General features: G+C 54.3%; 23 protein-coding genes. 16 read left to right on the top strand and 7 right to left on the bottom strand.

Annotation, left to right across the window (positions count from 1 at the left end):
• Positions 1 to 156: 156 nt before the first annotated feature.
• From BM046_RS11670 to BM046_RS16245, 4 genes are all read left to right on the top strand, one after another.
• Positions 157 to 606 carry a hypothetical protein gene (locus tag BM046_RS11670; protein WP_090539683.1) on the top strand — a complete coding sequence of 150 codons (450 nt, stop codon included), beginning with the start codon at positions 157 to 159 and terminating at the stop codon, positions 604 to 606.
• A gap of 45 nt (positions 607 to 651) precedes the next feature.
• Positions 652 to 1,026, top strand: a complete 375-nt coding sequence (locus BM046_RS16330) for a hypothetical protein (protein WP_218144695.1) — start codon at positions 652 to 654, stop codon at positions 1,024 to 1,026.
• A 19-nt stretch (positions 1,027 to 1,045) separates the two neighbouring features.
• Complete coding sequence (locus BM046_RS11660; RefSeq protein WP_036993176.1) at positions 1,046 to 1,306, top strand: hypothetical protein; 261 nt, start codon at positions 1,046 to 1,048, stop codon at positions 1,304 to 1,306.
• A 251-nt stretch (positions 1,307 to 1,557) separates the two neighbouring features.
• Positions 1,558 to 1,734 (top strand): hypothetical protein, encoded by a 177-nt coding sequence (locus tag BM046_RS16245; RefSeq protein WP_177197850.1) that lies wholly within the window; start codon positions 1,558 to 1,560, stop codon positions 1,732 to 1,734.
• 461 nt (positions 1,735 to 2,195) lie between these two features.
• On the opposite strand, the gene BM046_RS11655 is transcribed toward BM046_RS16245, so the two are convergent.
• On the bottom strand, positions 2,196 to 3,356 hold the full coding sequence (locus BM046_RS11655; protein WP_143084188.1) for a competence protein CoiA family protein: 1,161 nt from the start codon (positions 3,354 to 3,356) through the stop codon (positions 2,196 to 2,198).
• A gap of 293 nt (positions 3,357 to 3,649) precedes the next feature.
• On the opposite strand from BM046_RS11655, the gene BM046_RS11650 reads away from it, so the two are divergent.
• A complete protein-coding gene (locus BM046_RS11650) occupies positions 3,650 to 4,168 on the top strand; it encodes a ferredoxin reductase domain-containing protein (protein WP_235818214.1) in 519 nt (172 codons plus the stop codon).
• Positions 4,169 to 4,183: 15 nt separating this feature from the next.
• Here the strand turns inward: BM046_RS11650 and BM046_RS11645 are convergent, their stop codons facing one another.
• Complete coding sequence (locus BM046_RS11645) at positions 4,184 to 4,876, bottom strand: VIT1/CCC1 transporter family protein (RefSeq protein ID WP_036993182.1); 693 nt, start codon at positions 4,874 to 4,876, stop codon at positions 4,184 to 4,186.
• 292 nt (positions 4,877 to 5,168) lie between these two features.
• Between BM046_RS11645 and BM046_RS11640 the strand changes: the two genes are divergently transcribed.
• The 5 genes from BM046_RS11640 to BM046_RS11620 are packed head-to-tail and all read left to right on the top strand — an operon-like array spanning position 5,169 to position 10,114.
• Positions 5,169 to 5,624 (top strand): GtrA family protein, encoded by a 456-nt coding sequence (locus BM046_RS11640; RefSeq protein WP_226611481.1) that lies wholly within the window; start codon positions 5,169 to 5,171, stop codon positions 5,622 to 5,624.
• Positions 5,608 to 6,636: a glycosyltransferase family 2 protein gene (locus BM046_RS11635; RefSeq protein WP_036993185.1), complete on the top strand. Its 1,029-nt coding sequence runs from the start codon at positions 5,608 to 5,610 to the stop codon at positions 6,634 to 6,636. Before BM046_RS11640 ends, BM046_RS11635 begins: the two co-directional genes overlap by 17 nt.
• A complete protein-coding gene (locus BM046_RS11630) occupies positions 6,620 to 8,116 on the top strand; it encodes an ArnT family glycosyltransferase (RefSeq protein ID WP_036993186.1) in 1,497 nt (498 codons plus the stop codon). Before BM046_RS11635 ends, BM046_RS11630 begins: the two co-directional genes overlap by 17 nt.
• A gap of 25 nt (positions 8,117 to 8,141) precedes the next feature.
• Positions 8,142 to 8,828: a response regulator transcription factor gene (locus BM046_RS11625; RefSeq protein ID WP_218144694.1), complete on the top strand. Its 687-nt coding sequence runs from the start codon at positions 8,142 to 8,144 to the stop codon at positions 8,826 to 8,828.
• The gene (locus BM046_RS11620) at positions 8,825 to 10,114 is read left to right on the top strand and encodes a sensor histidine kinase (protein ID WP_036993190.1); all 1,290 of its coding nucleotides are present in this window, start codon (positions 8,825 to 8,827) and stop codon (positions 10,112 to 10,114) included. The genes BM046_RS11625 and BM046_RS11620 overlap by 4 nt, the downstream gene beginning before the upstream one ends.
• Before the next feature lie 6 nt (positions 10,115 to 10,120).
• Here BM046_RS11620 and BM046_RS11615 read toward each other — a convergent pair whose 3' ends face one another.
• The 4 genes from BM046_RS11615 to BM046_RS11595 all read right to left on the bottom strand — a co-directional run bounded on the left by BM046_RS11615 (position 10,121) and on the right by BM046_RS11595 (position 13,729).
• Positions 10,121 to 10,714 (bottom strand): EF-hand domain-containing protein, encoded by a 594-nt coding sequence (locus tag BM046_RS11615; protein WP_074777309.1) that lies wholly within the window; start codon positions 10,712 to 10,714, stop codon positions 10,121 to 10,123.
• The gene (locus tag BM046_RS11610) at positions 10,714 to 11,601 is read right to left on the bottom strand and encodes a WYL domain-containing protein (RefSeq protein ID WP_090539680.1); all 888 of its coding nucleotides are present in this window, start codon (positions 11,599 to 11,601) and stop codon (positions 10,714 to 10,716) included. Before BM046_RS11610 ends, BM046_RS11615 begins: the two co-directional genes overlap by 1 nt.
• Before the next feature lie 1,119 nt (positions 11,602 to 12,720).
• Positions 12,721 to 13,386 carry an inovirus Gp2 family protein gene (locus tag BM046_RS11600; protein WP_090539677.1) on the bottom strand — a complete coding sequence of 222 codons (666 nt, stop codon included), beginning with the start codon at positions 13,384 to 13,386 and terminating at the stop codon, positions 12,721 to 12,723.
• Positions 13,387 to 13,549: 163 nt separating this feature from the next.
• A complete protein-coding gene (locus BM046_RS11595; RefSeq protein WP_074777301.1) occupies positions 13,550 to 13,729 on the bottom strand; it encodes an AlpA family transcriptional regulator in 180 nt (59 codons plus the stop codon).
• A gap of 272 nt (positions 13,730 to 14,001) precedes the next feature.
• Here BM046_RS11595 and BM046_RS16150 point away from each other — a divergent pair, with 272 nt between their 5' ends.
• Positions 14,002 to 14,754: a hypothetical protein gene (locus BM046_RS16150; RefSeq protein WP_143084187.1), complete on the top strand. Its 753-nt coding sequence runs from the start codon at positions 14,002 to 14,004 to the stop codon at positions 14,752 to 14,754.
• 937 nt (positions 14,755 to 15,691) lie between these two features.
• On the opposite strand, the gene BM046_RS11590 is transcribed toward BM046_RS16150, so the two are convergent.
• On the bottom strand, positions 15,692 to 16,114 hold the full coding sequence (locus tag BM046_RS11590; protein WP_090539675.1) for a hypothetical protein: 423 nt from the start codon (positions 16,112 to 16,114) through the stop codon (positions 15,692 to 15,694).
• Positions 16,115 to 16,315: 201 nt separating this feature from the next.
• On the opposite strand from BM046_RS11590, the gene BM046_RS11585 reads away from it, so the two are divergent.
• From BM046_RS11585 to BM046_RS11565, 5 genes are all read left to right on the top strand, one after another.
• Positions 16,316 to 16,915 carry a gamma-glutamylcyclotransferase family protein gene (locus BM046_RS11585; RefSeq protein ID WP_090539673.1) on the top strand — a complete coding sequence of 200 codons (600 nt, stop codon included), beginning with the start codon at positions 16,316 to 16,318 and terminating at the stop codon, positions 16,913 to 16,915.
• 156 nt (positions 16,916 to 17,071) lie between these two features.
• Positions 17,072 to 17,281 carry a helix-turn-helix domain-containing protein gene (locus BM046_RS11580; protein WP_090539671.1) on the top strand — a complete coding sequence of 70 codons (210 nt, stop codon included), beginning with the start codon at positions 17,072 to 17,074 and terminating at the stop codon, positions 17,279 to 17,281.
• Positions 17,282 to 17,300: 19 nt separating this feature from the next.
• Positions 17,301 to 18,059: a hypothetical protein gene (locus BM046_RS11575; protein WP_090539668.1), complete on the top strand. Its 759-nt coding sequence runs from the start codon at positions 17,301 to 17,303 to the stop codon at positions 18,057 to 18,059.
• Positions 18,046 to 18,585: a hypothetical protein gene (locus tag BM046_RS11570; RefSeq protein WP_143084186.1), complete on the top strand. Its 540-nt coding sequence runs from the start codon at positions 18,046 to 18,048 to the stop codon at positions 18,583 to 18,585. The genes BM046_RS11575 and BM046_RS11570 overlap by 14 nt, the downstream gene beginning before the upstream one ends.
• 1 nt (position 18,586) lies before the next feature.
• A complete protein-coding gene (locus BM046_RS11565; protein ID WP_090539664.1) occupies positions 18,587 to 22,762 on the top strand; it encodes a hypothetical protein in 4,176 nt (1,391 codons plus the stop codon).
• Positions 22,763 to 22,765 lie beyond the last annotated feature (3 nt).

Here is a 22,765-nt window from a genome sequence, read left to right as displayed (position 1 = left end):
AGAGTCGAACGGCATCACCTTGACATTATTTTTCAGGATCAGTTGGATACAAACGAATGGAATCGCCCCCCCCTGAGCCGAGAGGACAGCTCCCGGCATCCTCTCTCCCTTTGTTCTCAAGGCCGCATGGCCTGTCATGCTAAACAGGAAAGCATCATGAAGAAAACTGCTATCGCTCTGACAGTAGCCGGGCTTCTATCTGCCGGCTCCGTGCTTGCCAACTCCCCCGAGTGGGTGTCTGGATGGGGCATGGGTATCACGGAGTACTCCGTCAATGATGGTCGTGGGAATGAGCTGTACATCTCCTGCCCGGATGACGAGTACGAGCACGTCAAGGCATACGCGACAGTCAACGGAAACACTAAAAACTCAGAAGATCAGCCTGGGTTCACAGTCATTGTGGACGGCGAGGTCTACGACAATCCATTTTTCACTGATTGCAGGGTTTGCGCCGCAAATTTTGAGCACTTCTGGGGGGCATTCATTAAGGCACGAGAGCTGCAGATCAAGGTAGATGGGAAAACCGCCGCTCTACCAACAAAGAATATCAGCAAAGTCGTTCTTCCGTTGAACCACCCGGAGAATAGCTGCACTTCAGCTTGGTAAGCGGGCCGTCAAACCAACAGTCAGCGGTTTTTTAAGGAGTACGGTATGGAATATAAGAACATGAAGAACCAGGAAGATCAGGATGACTACGACAATAATGAGTCCCCGATCAACGGCACAGTCGTGATCTGGGGCATCGCCTCTGTTGCAGCTGCCATATTCATGATCACGTTCAATGATTCCGGCATGGTGCTGCGCGCTGGCTTCATGGCCAAATTCTTTGCGTTCGTTGTCGGCAGTATTCTCGGCTTCATTGGCGCAATGATAGGCGACGCCATTTGCCGCTTCGCACGGCCAGATGCGGTTTTCACCCAAGGCTTTTCAGGTCTTGTGTTTGCCAAACTGTTCTGGATTCTGGGGCCACAACTGATTGGCTTGGTCGTGGGCACACTGCTTGGCATCTCACTGGTGCTTGGTTAACCAATAAGGGAAGGGTTCTATGCGATTCAAATTGGTTGCTGCGTTATTCATCGGCATATTGTTAGCAGGGTGCTCCAGCGAAGAAGACAAGGTTCGCGGTGAGTTCCTGGCAGGTTGCGTTCAAGGCGGGGCATCGAAAAAGGTGTGCCGCTGCATGTTCGATAAAATGGTGGATTCTTTAACTGAGCAGGAAATGATCCAGATGAACCGAGGCGGCGCGTTAACCCCACAGATTCTGGACAAAACAGTACGCGCGGGAATGGCTTGCAGAAACGTATAGCCCAACGAACAATGGGACCAATAAGTGCGGATCTATCCTCGCTTCTGGTCTCATTTTTTTAATCTGATACGAGCCCCTCCCTCGCCTACCTCGTATCACCTCCTATCAGCCAACCTCTGATTGGCGTACACCACCCTGCAAAATGGAAAACTGCTGCCGAGCCATGAAGGATCGACGGTACTGCCGCCATACTGAATTTTACTTCTATTGATTAAGAAGAGTTCGTAGCTCAAATAACATGAGGATTCCATATGAAAACAATCAAGATTTTTGGCGCAGCGCTGGCGTTGATTGGCGCCTTGGCAGGAAGCGGTGCAATTATCGCCACTCTGACAGCAATGGCAAAATTCCCGCCATTTTTGGTAGCTTTTTTATTGGCTTGCTGGATCTTAAGCCGACTGCCAACCACCGAGCCACTGACCACCTGACGCCCTCCCCCTTTCAAACAGTCAAAAGCTGTTTGAAAGGGGCATAGGTTATTTTTGTTTTCGCGATTAAGCTCGACCGACGGCCAACTCAGACAGCCGCATGCAGCGGCGTCTTCTGAAGCCGATTAAGCGCCAGCTCCAGGGTAGCCAGATCAAACAGCTTCAGCTTACGTTGCGCCCAGCTCTCACCGGGGCTGGCCACTGACTCACACCCTCTTGCAACGCCTGCGGCTCAGGTGTTACCTGCTCTTCCACCAGCAACCAGTTCACAGTAGACAGCGACTCAAGCCCAAATGGTGATTCAAAACCATCAATCAGCCTGGATGTTCTTTCAAGGGCCGGCAAGAAGACGCTTGCCTCTGTCCTCAGATAGAGTTCCACCATCTCACGCTTGTCATCATTGAATCAGATAGGATCCAGTGGCTCCAGCCCCTCAGCCCCGATGGCTCGCTCCAGGACCTTTACGATTCACCTTCCGGATTGGCAGCAGTCTTTTCCCCTGCTCGAGCTGGATCGGCTTTAGGCACTTCCGGAACCAACGTCAACCTCGGTACGTTCCTCAGGGAGTTATGCGGCGCTGCAGACGAGCGCATCCTGTTGTGAATGCTTTTCTCAAGATCCTGCGGAAACGATCGCGAGCTGAGCAGGCTGTTCTCAACTTCACAGTAGCGGCAAAACACAGCTTCTGGATTATTCATCAAGCGGCATGCCATGCATTCAAGAGCCTTGCCATCCCATTCGCGCACTGCCTGGAACATGGTCGCAACGATCATCATTTTGCGCTCATCCAGCGCCGCCGACTCTTCAGCTTGCTGACAGTGAGATCGCTTCATAGCTTCTTGGTACTGCAAGGCCCGATGTTCTGCTTCAGCAGCTTGGCGCTTACGCCGTTCTTCAGCATCCTTCTTTTTTTGTGCCTCTGCCGCTTCCAACTTGGCCAGCAGCTCGATCTCCCATTGCTGGTTCAGGAGCTCTACCTGGTTTTGCAGTTGCTTCAAGCAGTGCGCTTCAAGCTGCTCCGCACGCAATGAACGAATCCAGCGCCGATTATCCGGATCGGCCAATACAGCCCACTCGAAGAGCGCTTTGTCGTTGATCTGTTCATCCGTCAGCCGATGCAGGTCAATCTGCATACTGGCAAGGTTAAATTCTTTCATATACTGCCAGCGCCTATGCTCATTGCGAGCGGAGCACTTGATCCTGACCGCCAACTGCCTCCCCTGCACAGTAACCAAAGCGTGAGCTCGCACCCCGCCCAGGTCGACAAACCGCTCTACCGAATCAGCATCTATAAGCGATGCGTCAAATTCAATCTGCTCGCTACAAACAACACCGCTTTTGGCAGCCTGACGGAGCTCTGCTTGATAACCAGGCAGCAATAATGCCTTGCGCTCAGCTATCAACTGGACAGCCGCCCGCCTGATGCCCTCTGATCTTCCATACTCGCAGCTTTGGGCCGCAGCATGCCGAAAGTGAGGAATTTGCTTACGTCCCTTATTGGCGGCTACAAGAGGGTGACGGCAAGCCGGGCAACGACAACCGCATTTCTTGCCATTTTCAACCTCATGAGCGAGGTACATTCGCCCGTCACGCTCTCCCCACGGTATGGCTGCGTAGCTCATTCACCCACCTTTGCCTTGCCCGCAAATCAAATTGCCGAAACGCTTCACTAAGGCTTTTGCACATACCTCTGGAGCCACACGCGCCAAGCAGTCCCATAACTTTTCCATATTTTGAAGCATAAACCTTCCACTACTCAGCTAACCCGCTGTTAATAATGATGTATGTCCCCGGCTACCGTAAGACACCTTCATTTGAAGCCGGTGACCTGCTCGGCGTTGTGCCCCCGAACAGGCAGGCTCCGCGGTTTTACTCATTGGCCTCCTCTGCCACGGACGGTGTTGTGGAGATATGCGTGCGCAAGCAACCTCGAGGGCTTTGCTCCGGCTATTTGTATGAGTTGAAACCAGGCAATCGAATCAGCACCTTCATTCGCCATAACCCGGGCTTCCGACCCGCCACCGGTAGCAACCCGGTGATATTGATTGGTGCCGGTGCCGGCATTGGGCCACTGGCCGGTTTTATCAGGAAGAATGCCAGTCGCAATCCCATGTACCTGTATTGGGGCGGGCGTAGTTCACAATCGGATTTTCTCTACCAGCCGGAACTGGGTCGTTATCTGGATGACCATCGGCTGACGGCGCTGAATACGGTATTTTCCCGGTCGGACGAACGGGCTTATGTTCAGGATAAGCTCAAACAGGATGAGTCGGCGGTGCGCCAGATGGTGAATGCCGGTGCCCAGATTCTGGTGTGCGGTGGCAAGGATATGGCCGCAGGGGTAAAGCAGGTCATTGATGAGATTCTGAAGCCTCTGGCAACCGATGTGGAAGCGCTCAGAGCGGATGGTCGATATCTGGAAGATGTTTACTGAAGGGCCCCTTTCTCTTCAACCAGCAACTACCCCGAAGAGCGTCCCTACTCCAGCTGTGAGCGCCATGGCCAATGCGCCCCAGAAGGTGACGCGTCGGGCGGCCAGAAATGCCGGGGCACCGCCGGCCTGCGCTGATAACGAACCCAGTAACGCCAGAAATATTAGTGAACTGACTGAGACCGCCGACATAACCAGAGACGCCGGAACGATCAGAACCATCAGCAAGGGCAGGGCGGCGCCCACGGCAAAGGTGCCAGCTGATGCCAAAGCTGCATGCACAGGGCGTGCAGCCAGGGCCTCAGAAATGCCCAACTCGTCCCGTGCATGTGCGCCAAGCGCATCATGTTCCATCAACTGGCTGGCAACTGTAGAGGCCAGCTCCGCATCCAGCCCGCGCTTGATGTATATCGCCGTCAACTCTGCCTGTTCAGACTCCGGGCTGTTCTCCAACTCCGCTTGTTCTCGCCTTAAATCAGCGCGTTCGGTGTCGGCCTGAGAGCTGACCGAGACATACTCTCCGGCGGCCATGGACATGGCACCGGCGACGAGCCCCGCGACACCGGCGACCAGGATGCTTTCGGCGCTCGCGCCCGTGGCAGCAACGCCAAGAACAAGGCTCGCGGTGGAGACAATGCCGTCGTTTGCACCGAGTACGGCGGCTCGGAGCCAACCTGTCCGGTGGGTTTTGTGCTGTTCCTTATGTTTCATCGCGGGGATCCCATCATCTTCACTGAGTCGACGGTTGATGATCAGTTTTACCAATGTTCCGGAGCTTGAGTAGTAAATGATTCAAGCCTGTAGGGGTGCTTCATGTTTGCATGACTAGGTAAAAGATAGCTATCCCGGTGAGCAGTGCCCAGAGCAATCGCACTATGCCTGGTGAAGCGGGATCTTGACCAAGCATTGCATAAGACACTGCAACAGTCAGATCGAACCCCTCTGATACATCCACTGCTTTGACATTTTCCTGATAAAACGCCGACAAAGCCATGACACCGGAGTGGCTAATCTATCGATTCATCAGGTCAGGCCGGAGCTGCCGGTTGTCATTGTGTCTGTTTCCCCTATGAGCAAACTTTTAACCGTTCAGTTGCAAGGATTCATTACTGCCGGAGGCCTTGCCACACTATTCCACTGGTTTGTCATGGCGGCTCTGACCGGTGCAGGGCTTGACGCCACGCTGGCCACCGCAAGCGGAAGCCTGTCCGGTGCAGTTATGAATTATGGACTCCAGCGTCGTCTGGCATTCCGCAATGCCGGCCCTCACCGCCTGACCGCCTGGCGCTACCTGGTGTCCTGTATTTGTGCCTGGCTCTGCAATCTCGCTTTTTTCTTCCTGCTACATCAAATTCTGACCTTGCCGGTCACGCTCTCACAGCTTGTCACGACGGGTCTCGTAGCTGCTCTGAATTACATCGTCTACAAGAGGCTGGTGTTTTATGAACAAATCCCTTGATTTCCATCTCGAGCCGCCAGATGACCGCCTTATCTCCCTGGTGGTACCTGTGTATAACGAGCGAGTCATGCTGCCGCTGTTTTTTGACCGGGTACTGCCCGTGCTTGCCGCGGTCAACCTGCGTCACGAAATTGTGTTCGTGGACGATGGCAGTGAGGATGGCAGCGCGGTTTATATTCGTAATGAGATAAAGCGAACGCCTGGCCTCCGCCTGGTCAAACTGAGTCGGAATTTCGGCAAGGAGGCGGCGGTAACGGCAGGGCTGGAGCATGCCAGGGGCGACGCGGTGATCGTTCTGGATGCGGACCTGCAGGATCCGCCTGAGCAGATCCCCGCCATGATCGAATCCTGGCAGTCCGGGGCAGACGTTGTGTTGATGCAGCGTCGTTCCAGAGCTGGGGAAACCGCGTTCAAACGCTGGAGCGCGCACCTCTTTTACCGGTTGCTGAACCGGACCAGCCGGACCGATATTCCTGTGGATACCGGCGATTTCCGGTTGATGAGCCGTAAGGCCGTAGACGCGATACTGACTCTGAACGAACGTAACCGGTACATGAAAGGACTGTTTGCCTGGATCGGCCTGCCGACCCGTGTCATCCAGTATGACCGGGAACCCCGGGCTGCCGGAGAAACGAAGTGGGATTACCCCGGACTGGTTGGTCTGGCTCTGGAGGGCCTGACCTCATTTTCCGTCTCACCATTGCGCTGGGCGACCGTCATCGGGTTGTTTGCCGCGAGTGTTGGAGCCCTGTTTGGGCTCTGGATCGTGATCAAGGCCATGATGCTCGGCGATGCAACCAGCGGCTATCCGTCACTGGTTGCCATCATCAGCTTTCTCGGTGGCATCCAGCTACTGAGCATCGGTATTGTCGGGGAGTATGTGGGCAAAACCTATCTGGAAACGAAGCAGCGACCGGTCTACCTGGCCGAGGAGGTGCTGGAAAGTCCGGTTGGTGTCAGTCAGCCGTTAAATACGCGGCTGGCGGAGGCGAGTCATGTCAAAGCGATTTAACATCTGGTTCCTGGCGTTGGCAGCGGTACTGGTCAGCCGCCTAATCGGCATGGCGCTGCTTCCTTTTGCCGATACCACCGAACCTCGCTACGCGGAAATTGCCCGCCTGATGGCCGAAACCGGTGACTGGATCACCCCCTGGTTTGAGCCGGGTGTGCCTTTCTGGGGCAAACCACCGTTGTCTTTCTGGGCCCAGGCGTTGGCCATCAAGGTGTTCGGCCTCTCGGAGTTTTCATTGCGCCTGCCGTCCTGGCTGGCAACGTTGGCGATGGTCTGGCTGGTCTGGCGGCTGGCGAAGCAGCTCTGGAATGTCCATGCGGCACTATGGAGTAGCCTGGTGTTCGCCACCATGGCGCTGACTTACATCAGTGCCGGTGCCGTGATGACCGATTCGTTCCTGGCCCTGGGCACGACGCTGACACTGGTCAGCTTCTGTCTGGTGATGTCGGGAGAGGACGGCCCCTGGCGCTGGCTTTTCTTCATCGGACTGGTGATCGGGCTACTGTCCAAGGGCCCGCTGGCAGTCGTACTGGTCGGTATTCCAGTCGTTTTGTGGTTACTCCTTTTCAAACACGAGGTTGCCAGCCTGCGAAAATTTCCGTGGTGGAGGGGGGCTTTACTGACGGTGTTTCTGGTTGGCCCCTGGTATCTGCTGGCTGAACTCAAGACACCCGGGTTTCTGGATTATTTTATCGTAGGGGAGCATATTCGCCGCTTCCTGGATCCCGGATGGACCGGCGATCTGTACGGCAGTGCTCACGATCAGCCCAAAGGTATGATCTGGTTGTTCTGGTTGTGGGCATCGTTCCCCTGGGGACTTGTTGCACTGGTGGGCGTGATTGCCAGCTGGTTTGCTGGTCGAGGGACAGGTCGCATTCGGTTGCCGCTGTCACATCCTGGCTCCTGCTTTCTTTTTGTCAGTGCGCTGGCGCCCATGCTGTTTTTTACCGCCGCGGGTAACACGCTCTGGACCTATGTGCTGCCATCCTTGCCATTTACAGCCATGCTGATCGGTCGTTGGATTTCAGACATGGATTCCGTAAGACTTTTCGGAATGAGGCCGCTGTTGGTGGGATTGGTGCCCGTGCTGCTGACTGTTTTCGTGGGGCTGACTACGGCAGGCCTGATACCGTTCAAGACGGAAAAAGAACTGGTAAGCTATTACCTGCAGGTCAGAAAGCCTGGCGACAGTCCATTGCTCTACCTGGATGATCTGCCATTCTCGGCCAGATATTACTCGCGTGGAACAGCTATGGAAATTTCGGAGGACGATTGGAAGGAACTGCGGCAGCGCGATGGAGTACGACGATTCTATGTGGCTGTTCCCGAAGACTGGTCGGACCGGGAAATCGCGGCGCTATCGCCGTCAGCTGACAAGGTGCTCAGGAACCGCCGCTACCAGTTACTCGCTATAGAGACCCCTGTTCGAAATCTGCAATCGGCGTCGAATGCTGATGGAGCCCTATTGAATGACAGCTAACAGGCCGCCTCTAAGGCTACTGGTCGTGGAAGATCAGGTGGACCTTGCGGAGAATCTTTTCGAGTTCCTGGGTGAGGAACGCTATTCGCTTGATTTCGCGGCTGACGGTCTGACTGCCTTACACTTACTGGCCACTGAGAGCTACGACGTTATCGTACTCGACCTGATGCTGCCGGGCGTGAATGGCTTCGATGTTTGCCGTCGTATCCGACAGGACCTGCAGTGTCAGACCCCCATCATTCTGATGACCTCCCTCAGTGCGCTCAACGACAAGGAAAAAGGCTTTGAGTGCGGTGCGGACGATTATCTCGTAAAACCGTTTGAATTGCGGGAACTCCAGTTGAGAATCGAGGCGCTTCACCGGCGCCATTCACCGATGAAGCCGGTTCTGCAGGCTGGGGAGATCCGGTTCAACCCTGGCACCCTGGAAGTCGAACTGCGTGGAATGAAAACCACGCTTTCCGGCACGTCGTCCCGGTTATTCGAATTGCTGATACGAGCTTACCCGAATTTTCTCAGTCATACCGCGCTCAGCGATGCCTTATGGGGGGGTGCCCGCTACGGGGATGCCGAGGGAAACAGTCTGCGTACCCATATCTACACGCTTCGAAAAGCGTTGGCGGCAGACCTTGGCAACGGATTGGTGAAAACGGTTCATGGGCGGGGGTATCGTCTGGAGTCTCCCGAAGATGGCGACCGGACGACATCATGAAGTCCTCGTTGACGGCCAGGCTCACCCGAACCCTGTTTCTCCTTATTGCCGCCACTGCGGCGGTGTCCATATTCATTGTTGAGCAGTTTGTCGATGATGTAGAAGACACCATCCTGGATCTTGAACTGAAAGCGGACGCTGAGTATTTCAAGGAGCGGCTTCGCAACGATGAATTCCAGCCTGTAAAAACGGCAAGGCTGGAAGCAGTATTCCTGCCTGAGGGAGAGACTGAGGCAGTGCTGCCGACGTATTTCCAAGCACGCATCCTGCCATTTTCCCGGGAAATCGAAGTCGGCGAGACGACGCTGCTTATTGTCGGGGAACGACTTGAGGAACCCAATGGAAAACTCTTCCTGGCCCAGGATATTACCATCATGGAGAATCGTGAGTTCCTGGTTCAGCTGATCCTGATCAGCGTGGCGGCTGGTATGCTCCTGATCGGCTATTTTATTGCTCGTGGGAGTGCCCGCTATCTGGTGCGTCCGTTCAGAAACTTGACCCGTGAGGTGCTGGGTGCGGTACCTGGAACGTCGGTGCCGCGAATCAACACGAGTTATCGCGATCAGGAATTTTGCGACATCGCCGAGGCTTTCAACCGCTTTCTCTCAGAGCTTGAGCACCACATTGAGAGAGAGAAATCCTTTGTAAAGCTGGCCAGTCATGAACTGCGTACGCCCCTGGCGGTGATGAATGGCGCACTCAATGTGCTGGAGCAACGCCAAAACCTGTCGGAAGGTGATCAGAAGACCCTGGCCCGCCTGCGCAGGGCCATGCAGACCATGCGCGACGACATTGATGTTCTGCTGGAGCTTGCCCGCAGCGAGGCTTCGAGCGAAGGCTCCAGGATGGTTAAGGTGAGTGAGATCGTCCGGACCACTATTGACGATCTGGAGCATGGGCATCCCGACCAGGCTGGGCGCATTACGCTATTTGAAGATAATCCTGATGTGAGAGTCAGAACCTATCCCGTATTGGTGCGTATGCTAATGCGCAACCTGTTGCAGAATGCTCTGCGCCATACCAGGTCACCTGTTGAGGTTCATATGCTGTCGAACGGAATTCTGGTAAAGGATTTTGGTTCAGGTCTTCCTGACGCAGTGGTAAAAAACCTGAGGGTCTCGCGTGCAACCGGCGGCGGCTTGCCCAGAGCAGACCAACTCAACAATACAACCTTCGGTTTGCTCATTGTACGGTTGGTCTGTGAACGGCTCGGCTGGGGGCTCCAGGTTACACAGTCAGATGACCGGGGCACCGAGTTCATGATTGAGATCGGCAACCGGGGGTGATCAGTTTTACTGTTTCTGCATTTCATTCCAGATGCTGAACTCCCGTTTGCTCACCTTCAGGTCCCGGTCGGCATCCAGGTGATCGAGGATCAGCGTTGTTCGGGTTGAAGAGTCCAGGCCTCTATCGCTGGCATCTTCAACGCAATCATTCCGGCGGCTGAGTTCCTTAATCGTCAAATAGCCATCGCCGTTCTGGTCCATGCAGTCGAATCCTTGTAGCGAACCAGGGTGCAGAGGCGTAACGTCCGTGTCGAAGTTAGTCTGCTGGTGCTTTGGGTGGTATAGGTACTGGCAGGCCAATAAGGTTCGAGCGGACTCATCGCTGTCCCACAGGCGGCGAAAAACTCTGAATAACGGAATGTCGGTATCCATCCCATAAAGGTCCACCAGGTGTCGCCAGGTCAGCTGTCGGGACTTCTCGGTAGGCTTGTGCAGCACGTTGAAGACCTCGATGTCTTCTTTGTACTGGGCAGCAGTTGCGCTTGCGGGACGGCCATGGAACAGCTCACTGATCTCGGCCAACATCATGGTGCGGCTGGAATGCACACCGTTGCGGCCGAACTTGAAGCCCAGTTTCTGCTGTGTAGCGGTGCTGCTCATTAACGATCATTCTCCAGGGTAAAGCCGGGGGCAATTGCTAGATTCGCTTGCTTCGCAACACCCTGGGGATCGCGCAGGGCCAGCTGGTACTCATCCGGGTTGAGGTGTGCATCCAGACTGCAATCCACACCCCAACGCCGCAACAAGTAGGCAGCGGTGGCTGCTCTGGCGGTAAGCTGCAGTGATTGGCCAGGTTGCAGGCTGTAATCGAGCTCTATCGCTCGAGCGTAAGCCGCTCTGGGGTGAGGAACAAGTTCCAGCTTCACCAAGCGTTGCCAGTCCTGATCCCGGTCAATGGATTCGGTTTGCCTATCCATCGGGGTAGCTGTGGTATGAATAGCGGTAATCCGCGTCAGTACAAAATCCCTGAACTGCCCATGGGTACGGCAATAAGCACGCACATGCCAGCGCAAGCCAGTGTTGACCAGGCTGTGCGGAACGATCTCTCGACGGGTCTCACCGCTGCTGATCGAGACGTAGCTGATGCACAGAGCCTGTCCGCCATATATGGCGCGGGACACCGCAGCCAGGATATCCAGATCCGGCTGATTAAGCGCAGTGGCGTTATCAACCAGTATCGTCTGGGTGCATGGCTCCAGCCCAACCCCCTGCCCCAGGCTGAGGGTTTGCAGGGTGTGTTCCCTGTCGTAAGCAAACAGCGGCTTGAAACTCGCTGCTCGCCGATAAACCTTATCGCTGTGATCGTAATCCAGGTTCTGAGGTGCCAGCTGACGGTACAGCGTGAAGTCACGAGTGGCGTTGGATAATGCAATGGCGAAGCGCTGTACCAGATCCTGCCGGGTGACCTGCCCACGGAAACGGGCCAGAAAATCGATCTGCCACAGGCGTTCGCGCTGGTTGGGTGAAGCTTCCTGTGGGGGCATCATCGGTATTCAGCAAAGTCCTTGTCTACATCGCCAGGAAAGTCATGCTAAAAATGATGATAACAGCGAGGCTGATCTGGTTCTATAGCTCGCCACACTTACCTTGAGGAGCAACGAAAAGAATGAATAACAGGCCACACATGTGGCCTGCCTCCTAGTACCCGGCTATAAGAGGATCAGCGGGTATGACATTGAGGACTGCAGTGTGCGCATCCGTCAGCCCGGGAGTAGTACATTCTTGCCGCCTGAACTGCAGGGTAGCAGTTGGCGTGGTAGCCAACTGACTGCCGTGACAATGGCATCCATGAGCAACCCTCCCGATGGACTTCGTGATCACCATTGGGCTGAGCGAGGGTGTTAACAAAATACTGTTTCAACATAGGGATACCTCAACGTTTCTCGGTTTGAGTTGTGCGCGGGTTTCTCCGCACCGTTTTCTCGGTAACGAACCGTCCAGTAATAGAGCTCCGGTGTATGGTTCGCTTGGAGTTACCGCTTTTCTTCGCAGCCATGAGTTACCTCGACTATCAAGACAGCTAGCAGCGACTGGCCGAGAGACAGATCAAACCGATGCAATACGCTTGCGTAAGCTGCGATTGCCACGATATAGTCCCAAGCCCAGCTTCTGCCTAGCAGTCGTTGGGGTTAGTCCTCTGGCCTTGGTTTTGCGGCCCGACGCCAGAGAGACCATGTAGCTCCGGCCTCTCAAAGAGGGATCGGAGCTTTTTTATGGGCGTTTTTTACCCATGGCTGGATTTATAGACAGTCATTTCAAAGAAGTCAAGCGCAAGACACCACATACCGGGTTAACCCTGCCTTTCAAGCGCTACATATAGTGCCTGCGCAATTTCAGACTATGACTGGGAGAGCGTGAAACCAGCACCGCGCGCGACCATCATTCTTGTTGGAGCAACTCCAAGACGGCGCAGGTGGGCCACAATTGCTGGAAATGAGCGTCAGCATCATTGGAATACGCCCTTAGCCTCAGCTAGCCGCGAACGCCAGCGCCCATCACCATAAGACCTGGTAGCGGCCTTGCAAGGACAGCTGGCACGATAGAACAAGTCCGGCTGTTGAACAAACCAGGCTACTCAAGCTATCCAGTGCTATCTCATTCCGCTATTATTTCCTACTTCCCCCCATGCCATGATGCTGCTGCCCATAGTGCTTAGTAGCTGACTTGCAGAGATAACTGGCTCTATGAAACAAGCTTGATAAAGTCCTAGTAAAATCGTCCGCATTGCTCCTAAGGCGCCATGTCGCATTTGCAGGAAACTCTACCAAGCCCGACACATCATGAAGTTCCAGCCCCAACGCGCTTGCCCACGCCTCATCCAAACGCCTGACCATATTAACCCTATCAGATCCAAGGCGACCAACAGTATAATAGGCATCCATGTTGAGCAAAATTAAAACATGATAGTGCTGAACGTTTCCGGTAGACACCTCTCTAACCCAAAAGTATCTGACTTTTGTGTCATGCGCATAAGTTGCAGCAACCCTTGCTCTATGCCGGTCACTTTCTATCTTTGCCTTAAATGACTCGAAGAAACGACTGATAACTTTATTAGTATTAAAGTCATCAGCAAGCCCCAGCCTAGTGGGAATACGAAGATCTACTCTGAATGCTAGAACTCTTGAATAATCAGCCAATGCTGAGTTAATCACCCACCGAAGTCTTTCGAGATACTCCAAAATGAATGGTCCTTTATCAACCATTACTGGAAGACCATAAAAACTATCAACATTAGCAACAGTCAGATTTCTATTCACCAATGAATCAACCATGCATCACCCATACTTTAAATACCACTATTTGATTACCCATAAAGCATATTACCCACACCGAAGAACACACTTCATAATTGCGCCAGCAACTACTGAGCCGCACGAGAAAAAAGATCAATATTTCACTCCTGAAAAATAATCAACAAATATAAAACTGACAGACTCATCCTCTTTTGGAAATCAACATTTCAATCCAATCGTCTACCTCACTTTCAACCCATCCCACGCTGCCTTCCCCTAACTGAACAGAAACCGGAAAGCGTTTCTCAGCCATGTATTTGTATACAGTGGAACGTGCAAGCCCGGTTTTATGCATTACCTCTTTAAGACGAATTATTCGCATGAAGACGACCTCTGGTATTGGTTCAGAGGATTCGGGACATGGGTATATTTTTCCGAGGCTTTCTGCCCCGAGTGTGAGATAGCCGAAGGCGCCCTGGTAACCAGCACTGAACTACCAAAAAAGCGCCCGCCCAATGCTTGATAATGCCTGCATAAAATGCGATAAACAGGGAGGCCGTGTTACGAGTAACGAAACATGTAACGTTACCTAATAACGCGACAGGTAACGTTACAATGTAACGGGAAACTTACTACAATTCATAGGCGGGCTTGGTGAAAAACTTCGTTAAATACAAAGCTTTATTCAAATGGATCCATAAGCTTTCGGAAAAAGATCAGGAATGGGCCCTTAAATACCTATCGGACAAAGGATTAAAGCTAGGAATAGAATCACCAATAATATCAATGCCAGTTCCCGACACTGCAGAAAACAGAGAACTTAATATTAAGCTAAAGAACGCTTTCAGACAGCGCAAAATAAGAGAGCGAAGAACAGGAAAGAAAGCGTACAGCATTGTGCTTTCAAACACGGCAATAAAAGACTTGAATAAAATATCTAACCGAATGGCCAGATCTAGAACAGATACTCTCGAATTTCTGATAACCAAAGAAAAAGAGCTTACATCACGAGAAAACGAAATCAAAAAGCAAGGGAACATACGGGAGGAGTTGGAAGCCAACATCCAGATCAATAATTTATTGAAAAAAGAACTTTCGTTTGCATTAACACGCCTGGCAATTCATCAACTGCACGAGCAGAGCCCAGCAAGCCAACATGTTCCTCTGGCCGAAAAAAAAGACGACATAGAAGTCAAATTTAAAGAATTATTGGAAGAATCAAAAAAAAATATGAAACCATTTGAACCAGCAATAAGTCTATATCACACACTCTTTGATTCAGCTTGGAGCAAGCTAATTAACCTGCAGCCAGAAAGCAACCCCCAAAACAATACGAATAACGACAGCAACACCCCGAGCGGAGAAGCGGATTATATATACTTCTTCAATCTTGATGACCAACCTTGAATCCGGACTACCTTTAATGAATAAGAAAGCTTAGCGACGAGCTTAATAAGGATTCATCCTATTCCACTCTTCTTGTCATCGATACAAAGGTGGGCTATATAGCCGATGCGACTGAAGACATCAATTTTCAGCTATTTAAGACACCAAGGATCTGCTAATAACACCTTGACGAGGCTGATCTGCTTCGTGCTGCGTAATACACTGCCAGCCGGGGTCGCACTGTTAGCTACAAAGGTGCGATGAACCGGCTCGCGCCCCTAAGCGCAGATCGTTTTCTCAGGCCTTTGTAAGTGAAGCGCTCCCCAAGGCTAAAGAGCCGAAATACGAGAGCGAGCTTACCGTCCCGTACTGCCCGGTGCGCCAGAGAAAACGACCTTAGTCGGATGATGCGGATACAACCGGTAGATGACCTTAACTGACTTAGCTCACCAAAAAGTACACCAAAACAAAATTGAACCGACATCTTCACTTTTAAATCAATATGTTAGGAGTCCTGTTCAGAGGACCCCGGCTCCACCATTTAGAAAAGACAAACCCGTCTCTCTGGGGTCATTCTCCGGGGTGACGGGTTTTCTTTTTTCCCTTGTTTCTAAAGGGTTTGCGCCCGTTTCACATCTTTCCAAGGCACCTCTCCGCACCATCGATTCTCCTCATCTTCCAGCCTTTCTTTCTCTGTTTGGCCCCTGATTCTCTGTTTTCTCCGGACCAAGTCCGAAGCTCGTCCGAAAAGCTACATCCTTGATTGATATGGGTTTGCGGCTCGTTGCCGTTTTTAGCGGCTGTCTTAGGTCATCGCTTGACGCCGCAACCGGACGTTTTTTCGAACTCGCCTGCATCGGCCGTGAAAAGAAGCGTGGTCAACTCCAGTTTCCAGACCCCCAAAGTAGAAAAGCCGACTCTGATGGTCGGCTCTCTGGGGTGGTCTCCGGTCCGGTCGTCAGTCGGTGGCGAAGCCGAACTGGCGGCGCTGCTCGGCCCAGTCCTCGGGAAAGGTCTGGGTCAGCTTGGCCAGCGAGAGTCCGTTGGGTTCCTCGCCGTTGATCAGGGCTTCGACGATGTCGGGGGCCAGGGTCGCCAGCTTGAGGATGCGGGCCACATACGAGCCATCGACGTCGAGGGTACGGGCAAGCTTGCTGATTGACTTGATCTGGCCGGATTCGAGGATGTCGGCCCAGGAAAAGGCCCTTGCCAGTGCCTGGAGGACGGCTGACTGTACCGGCTCCTGCGCCCCGGGGATATCTCCATCCAGTGCCTGGGGAGCGATCACCGTCTTGCGGTCGCGCATGCGCCGGATCAGCATCGGGATGTGGATCTGCAGGTTGCCGTTGTCGGCTACGGTAATGGTCGGCTTCATTTTCATCGGTTTGCCCTCCGTTCAGTCACTTCGCATGCCAGACCGGCCAGCTCGGCTATGAGCGTTGTCAGCCCGTTGGCGCGAGCTGGAAGTGCCGCCCATGACCATGCTCACCATCCGCCACGAGGATGTGCGGGCTATCGAAAACAGCGAATTCCGCTTCATATCCCAGGAGCGCAAAGGGATACTGCCCGAAAGAGTGAATGCATGAACATTGGAGACACCGCGAAGCTGACAAATCCGCAGGACAGCGGATTTGGACGCACTGAAAGTGCGCCCGCAGGGCGAGGACCAGGGACGGCCCGAGTCAACACAAACCCGGAATACAGTCCCGAGACCATCCTCCGACTCTTCGTCTACGGCACCCTGAAACGGGGCTACTGGAACCATCAACGCTTCTGCGCCCAGGCTCGCAGCGTCGAACCGGCCGTGGTCTGGGGCAGGCTCTACCATCTCCACGCAGGGTTCCCGGCGCTCGAAATGCCGGAAGGGCTGATCCTGTCTCAGGGCACCGCGGATCCACTGGCCGACGCCCGCAGGCAGGAGGATATCGGCACACCAAGCTTCGGCCGCCCGACCGGCGACTGGGATCTGACCCATGGTGAATTGGTGACCTTCATCTACCCGCTACGTGACCTGCCGCCCATCGACCGGCTGGAAGGATTTCGGCCCGGCGGACACAGCATGTACCAGCGGGTGATGGTGGCGGTGCTACGCGGGCGCACCTCGATTCCAGCTTGGACCTATTGGATGCCATGCCCTGCTTACGGGGAAAGAGTGACAGAGGGTCAATGGATATCTCCTTGAGTCGCCTTTTGCGGTCTTATGCCGGTAAAACCATTTGACAATCGGCCCCTGCCTAAATATATTAGAGGATGTTTTAAGTTGGGGAAGCTGTGCCCGCATCCCTTTTGTCGCCTCTGGCGTGGCTATTAACCCAATCGCCCATGAGGAGCTAGAGAAATGGCCGAGATGGAAAACCGTTGGTTATCAGTAGACGAGATAGGCAAGTATCTCGGTGTCAGCAGTGACACCGTGTACCGCTGGATAGACAAGCACGGCATGCCCGCTCATCGAGTAGGCCGACTCTGGAAGTTTAAAAAAGAACAGGTCGATGCTTGGGTCGAGGCTGGCGGTGCTGCAGCAGACAAAAACAAAAACAATGAGGACTAAATGACAGGCGGCAATTTCAATGGATAAGCAGTTTTCAACTATCGGATACGGATTGCTTCTGGAAGAGACTCTCATGCTGCTCGACGCCGCATTGGAGAGCAATGACGCGCAAGCTGTGCGTGACTCCTGTATCCAACGTTGGCCTCAGAAGTCCGAGTCCAACAAGGAAAAGCTGTGGCAACACATGAAATATCGCTTCCTGGAAATCGAGAACAACTCGATCAAAAACACTTCATTCCTGAAGATGTTTCGAAAGATTCGCAGCAATGATGAAGCGGTTCAGGATCTGGTGTTTTTCCAGCTATGCATTACTACTCCGATTCTTTTTGAAACCCTTTCACTTTTGGTTACAGACAGCTTCCTGAATACCGGCGAGGCCGTTTTCTCTCGCTACCACCTTGACCAGCTCCTGGAACGCAAATACGAGCGCATGCCTCAGTCAACTCGAGATCGAGTGCGGTCGATCCTCGTTAAGGCTGGACGCCTGAAGCTTTCGAAATCCAATTACTCGGTGACCACTTACTGCCCAACCGAGGCCGTTTTGGGCTACGCGCTCTATCACGACGCATCAAAAAACGGTTGGCGGGCACCATCGACAGCCACAGTCATCAACGAAGGGACCATAGCTCCCATCTTCATGTGCAACCGCGCCTTGCTGATTGCCGGGGTCAACAAACTCGCAACCAAGGGACATTGTGAATATCACCGGCACGGAAGCACGGACCAAGTTCAACTGATTCATCAATCGCTGGAGGAGTATGTCGATGCCTGGAGATAACAAAACGACTCCAGCTCAGGCCAAGGCGCTCAATGAGCTTATAGGATTGGTCGGCGAAAGCCACGTTGGCGGACGGACTCTTTGCTGCCTGATTGGCCGTCAAGGTTCCGGAAAAACATGGCTTGCGGAACACATGGCATCGCTGGGCGATTTTGGGCAGGTCCGATATGTGAGCGTGAATGACATCGTTCTCGACCTTCTGGCTAAAGATCCCATGTTTGCCGAGGTGTTCGATTTCAATGCTACGACCGTCCCGGCGGATCTTAAACGCTACGGAAACAGACTTCGGAAGGCGGTACACGACCTTGTAGCCGAACAGCTATTACCAGAGGGACTGACCATCCTCGATCACCTGGAACTGGTTTTCGCGCTCGGCATGGACCCCATGACCACTTGGTACAACGATGCCGTGGGAAAAAGAAGAATTTTACTGGTGCTGACAGGACGAATGGCTGGTCAGCTTTGCCGCTGCGGGCGGTACACCCTAACTCGCGGAGATCAACCAATTGTGGAGCTGGAGGCCTGATATGCCACTCATGAAGGATATGTTTGATTTCACGCCCGTCAGTAGCTGGGTGGAAAACTTCAACGAGTCGACTCACGATTCGGCCAGCAGGACGCGGATTTTCGAAAGCTTCGTCATGCTGCCCGAGGTTGAGGAGTCGGCCCGAATTATCCTGGACCGAATTCACCGTAAGCAAGGTCGCGGCTTCTTCATCACCGGTCTATACGGTTCCGGTAAGACCATCTTCATGGCATGGCTTTCCGCCATTCTGACCGAACCGACGCTGCGCAAACAGCTCCTCGATACCAAGCCTGAATGGGGCATGGATGCGCTCGCACCACGAAAATTTCTCACGATCAACTTTACCGCCATTGAAGTGCCTGACGAGACCCTCGAGCAGGCTTTCTGGAACTCGGTTACTGACCACTTGCGCCACCTCTCGCCGCCAGTAACGGCGACTCTGTCCAACACCGACGCCTATCTGGATACCTTTTTCAATCACACCGCCAGCGGTACCCGCAGCGATGTCGAGAACTGGATTCGTGACAACCGGAGTCTCTCCGTCGATCAGCTTCGCTCCTATGACAAGGAATATCAGAAGACCATCATTGAGCAGGCTGTTGCCGCCCTGAACATTCAACTCGTCCAGGACCGCACCACGGTCACAGAAAAGGTCAAGAAGCTGGTCGAGATCGCCAAAGAACGCGGCTATGAAGGCGTCCTGGTCTTTATTGACGAGTTGTATCTTCACCTGATCCAGAGCGACGAACACTTCAACCGGGGCACTGCTTTCCTTGGACAACTGGCCGAAGCTGGACTGGCCGGGGATCAACCGTTCTGGATTTTTGGCGCGGTCCAAGAGGAAATTCAGGCCATCGCTCGCCAAGCCGGGCGCAATTACGATACAGAGCTGATGGGCAAGCTTTCCGGACAATCCGGCCGCTTCCAGTCCATCAACATCCCGGTCACGCAATTTCATCGCATCTACAATCACCGGCTGTTTCGTGAAAACTCCAAATGCGTTCACAAGCTCGCCGATGCCTTCAAGGCTGAAATTCAGCCGCATTTCCGGGGAGCCTTTACTGACTTCCTGAAACGGTACTTCCGCGAACGCGAACCCATCACCGACGAGGCAAAACACTTTGCCGACGTTTATCCGATGCATCCCTTCGGGCTGTACTGCCTCACCGCGATCACCAACCGGGGCGGCAGATCCCGTGGCGCACTGGGATTTGTCCAGGAATTCATTGAAAGACGCCTGCAGGATACCAGCGACTGGAAACGAATCGCGGTGCTCGACGATGTGTTCGACTACGAGGACCTGCGTAACAAGATCATCCAGGACGATCCTGAGATGGCCAAGTATTACGGGATGTTTGAGCGCTTCTGCAGCACGGCCAGGGACGAGGTCCTATCCCGCGTGCCCTACAAACGCTGGTCGGACGCCGATCAGGCGGCCGCCAAGGTAGCGAGCGAGCGCCTGATCAAAGCATTGATCGTCCTCTCCATGGTCAAGGAAGAACTCACCGTTTCGAAGCTGAATGACGCGCTCTTGCTGAGATGGCCCGGCAAGGAAAGTGACCCCGCTGGAAGCGACCAGGAAACGGCCCGAATCCTGGAAAAGATTGCCCAAACATTTCCGCCCCTACGTCAGAAAGGCAGCGGGGATAATCTGAGCTTTTTTCTCTCGGTTGAAGGTGACGGGGGCGAACGCGAAGAGCTGTTGGTTGAAGTCGAGCGGGTCAAGAATGGGTTCGCACCGGATATTCAGCTTGAGAGCGCCTACCGCTCCCATCTTGAACTGTTCCTCCGCTTCCCGGGCAGTCCGCTGGGCGGCACTGTGCCGCCACAGCATGGTTTCTCGACCCAGGTGGATGTGGATTGGCAGCGAACCCGCCGCTCCCTGGACTATCGGCTTGAACCGGTGACGGCGCTCACCAACGACCATGCAGTCATCGGCTTTGTTAAGGACGTGCCCGCCACTAAGGCGTTGCACCTGGCCGTACTCTACCCGTCAGCCTCGCCGCTCGATGTCGAGATGGACGCAGTCCGTCATGGCAACGGACGGACCCTCGTATGGCTACCGGCCACATTGCCAGCCCAGGATATCGATGAGCTCAAACGTAGCATGGCTTTGGTCAAACTCTTTGGCGACTACCAGTCCCAGGTTAACGCGGGCGGTGCTTCGCAATCCGTCCGTCGCAAGCTGGAGCTGCTGGGCGAATGGATTGACCTTCCCGCCGGAACCAAATCGGCCCAGCCTGCCCGCAAGGCCACGGAGATTTTGCTCGAATCCTTTGTGAACGGCGAAATCCGCCAGTGGAATACCAAGGACCAAGCCTGGGAAATCCTCTGCGAGCCCGCAGAACTGCTTTCCCTCTACCACAGCATTCCGCAGAGTGAACGCTCTCTGGAACGGCTCCTGGAAAAGGTCGCCACCAAGGCTTTAGCCAAGGTCTTCCACTTCCACCCGGATTTCCGGGAGGCCTATTCCTTCAGCGCGGACTTGAGCAATCAGATGCGCAAACGCATCCTCGAAGCCATCTGGAAAGGCCGCGTGACCGACGGGGATGGGACTGCCAAGGCCGATCTTGAAAAGCACCTTGCGCCGCTTGGTTTGCTCAACACCGGTGTGCCCGGGGAGGTCTCGGTCACACTGGCCGCCAGCAGCGTGGAAGCCTTCAAAAAGGCGAAGGAGCGGATTCGGGACAATATCCGCAAGGCCAACCCGCCTGCCACCAGCATCGCGGAAACCCGCAAACGGCTGAAAACCACGGACCTGGGATTGACCGACACCTGGGTGGATATCCTGATCACGCTGCTCATCAGCACCGGGGAGATCAGCGGCTTCACCATTCACGGCAAGACGGTCTCTCAGGATGATCGCACCATTGGCAGCCCGGTTGACTGGCTCCAGGAGCTGGATGAACTCCGTCCCGGGACGCGTCCGGATGAAACCCTGTGGCACGACCTGACCGAGTCGCTTCACGCCCTTGGCCTTTGGAAAGAAGGCACCGGTTACAGCCCGGCAGCCGCCGAGCGCCTTCTTGACCTCTTGAAAGAGACGGAAACCCGTGCCCGGCACGAGTTCCGCCAGGCCGAACAGGCATTGCAAACCTGGCCCGGAGCCTCGGTTCCCGACCCCATTTCCGAATGGGCCGACATCTTTGCGCTGCCCGAGGATGGTAGAGAAAGCCGGGTTGCCTGTTATGCCTCGGTGCGTGGTGCCCTGCGCGACATGCTGGGGCTTGCCGAGGACGACGATATCGAGGCGGCCAACCGTTACACCTGTGTCGAGGAATTCGCCCACCGCGTGCGGGAAGCCCGCGATTTCCTGGATCGCATTTCCGAGCTGGCGAGTCTTACCGGCAAACTGCGCGAATTCAAAGCACTGGGCGCCCCGCCCACCATTGAAAAGCCATGCCAGGAGCTACTCGACAGCATCGAGACCTACGTCAAATCCGCTGGCGCGTCCGGTGAAATGAGCCGTATTACCGCCGAATGGAAGGATCTGCACGAGCTCTATCTCAACCAGTACCTGAGTGAACACGCGGGCCTGCACAAAGATCTGAAAACCCTCCGTGATGCCGTGCTCGGCAGCCCAAGCTATCAGGTGCTGAAGGACCTCTCACGGGTGGAAGGGCTTAGCGCCCATTTCAGCCCGACCTTTATCGAAGCCCAACTGACCGATCTGCTGACTCAGGTTGGTGTGCAGCAGGTTTGCGAACAGAGCCTGGATGACGTGAAGAGCGACCTGTCCCACGGCTGGGTGTGTTCCGCCTGTGGCTACAAACCAGGCAAGCGTCTGGAACTCAAGTCTGACCATTTCCTAGGGTTGGTCGAGCGCGGCATCAAGGAATACCTAGATCATGTGCAAGGCTGCGAAGCCGAGCTCCGGGATTACGTCAGTGACACGCCCGCCGCTAATCCTTTGCTGGGGTTGCTCAGCGATCCCGCAGAGCAAAGCGCTCTCGATGCACTGCAAGACGCCGCCATGCGCCAACACCTGGCGGACGCCCTGGCCGAGGCGGAAGCGGTGAAAGTGAATGTCGACGAATTGCTGGATCAGCTCAAGCCGCGACTACTTGGCTTCTTCAAGGGCGGGCGGCGCGAATTCGAGCAGTATGTGCAGGGCGCACTGGGTGAGCTGCTGAAAAAGAACGATTCGGAAGAAGAACAGCCTTGGAAGGTGGAATAGCCT

Source organism: Halopseudomonas formosensis, from assembly GCF_900115905.1.
Taxonomy (GTDB): domain Bacteria; phylum Pseudomonadota; class Gammaproteobacteria; order Pseudomonadales; family Pseudomonadaceae; genus Halopseudomonas; species Halopseudomonas formosensis.
The sequence above is the reverse complement of the archived record's forward strand: the minus strand, read 5'-3'. Positions and strand labels throughout refer to the sequence as shown.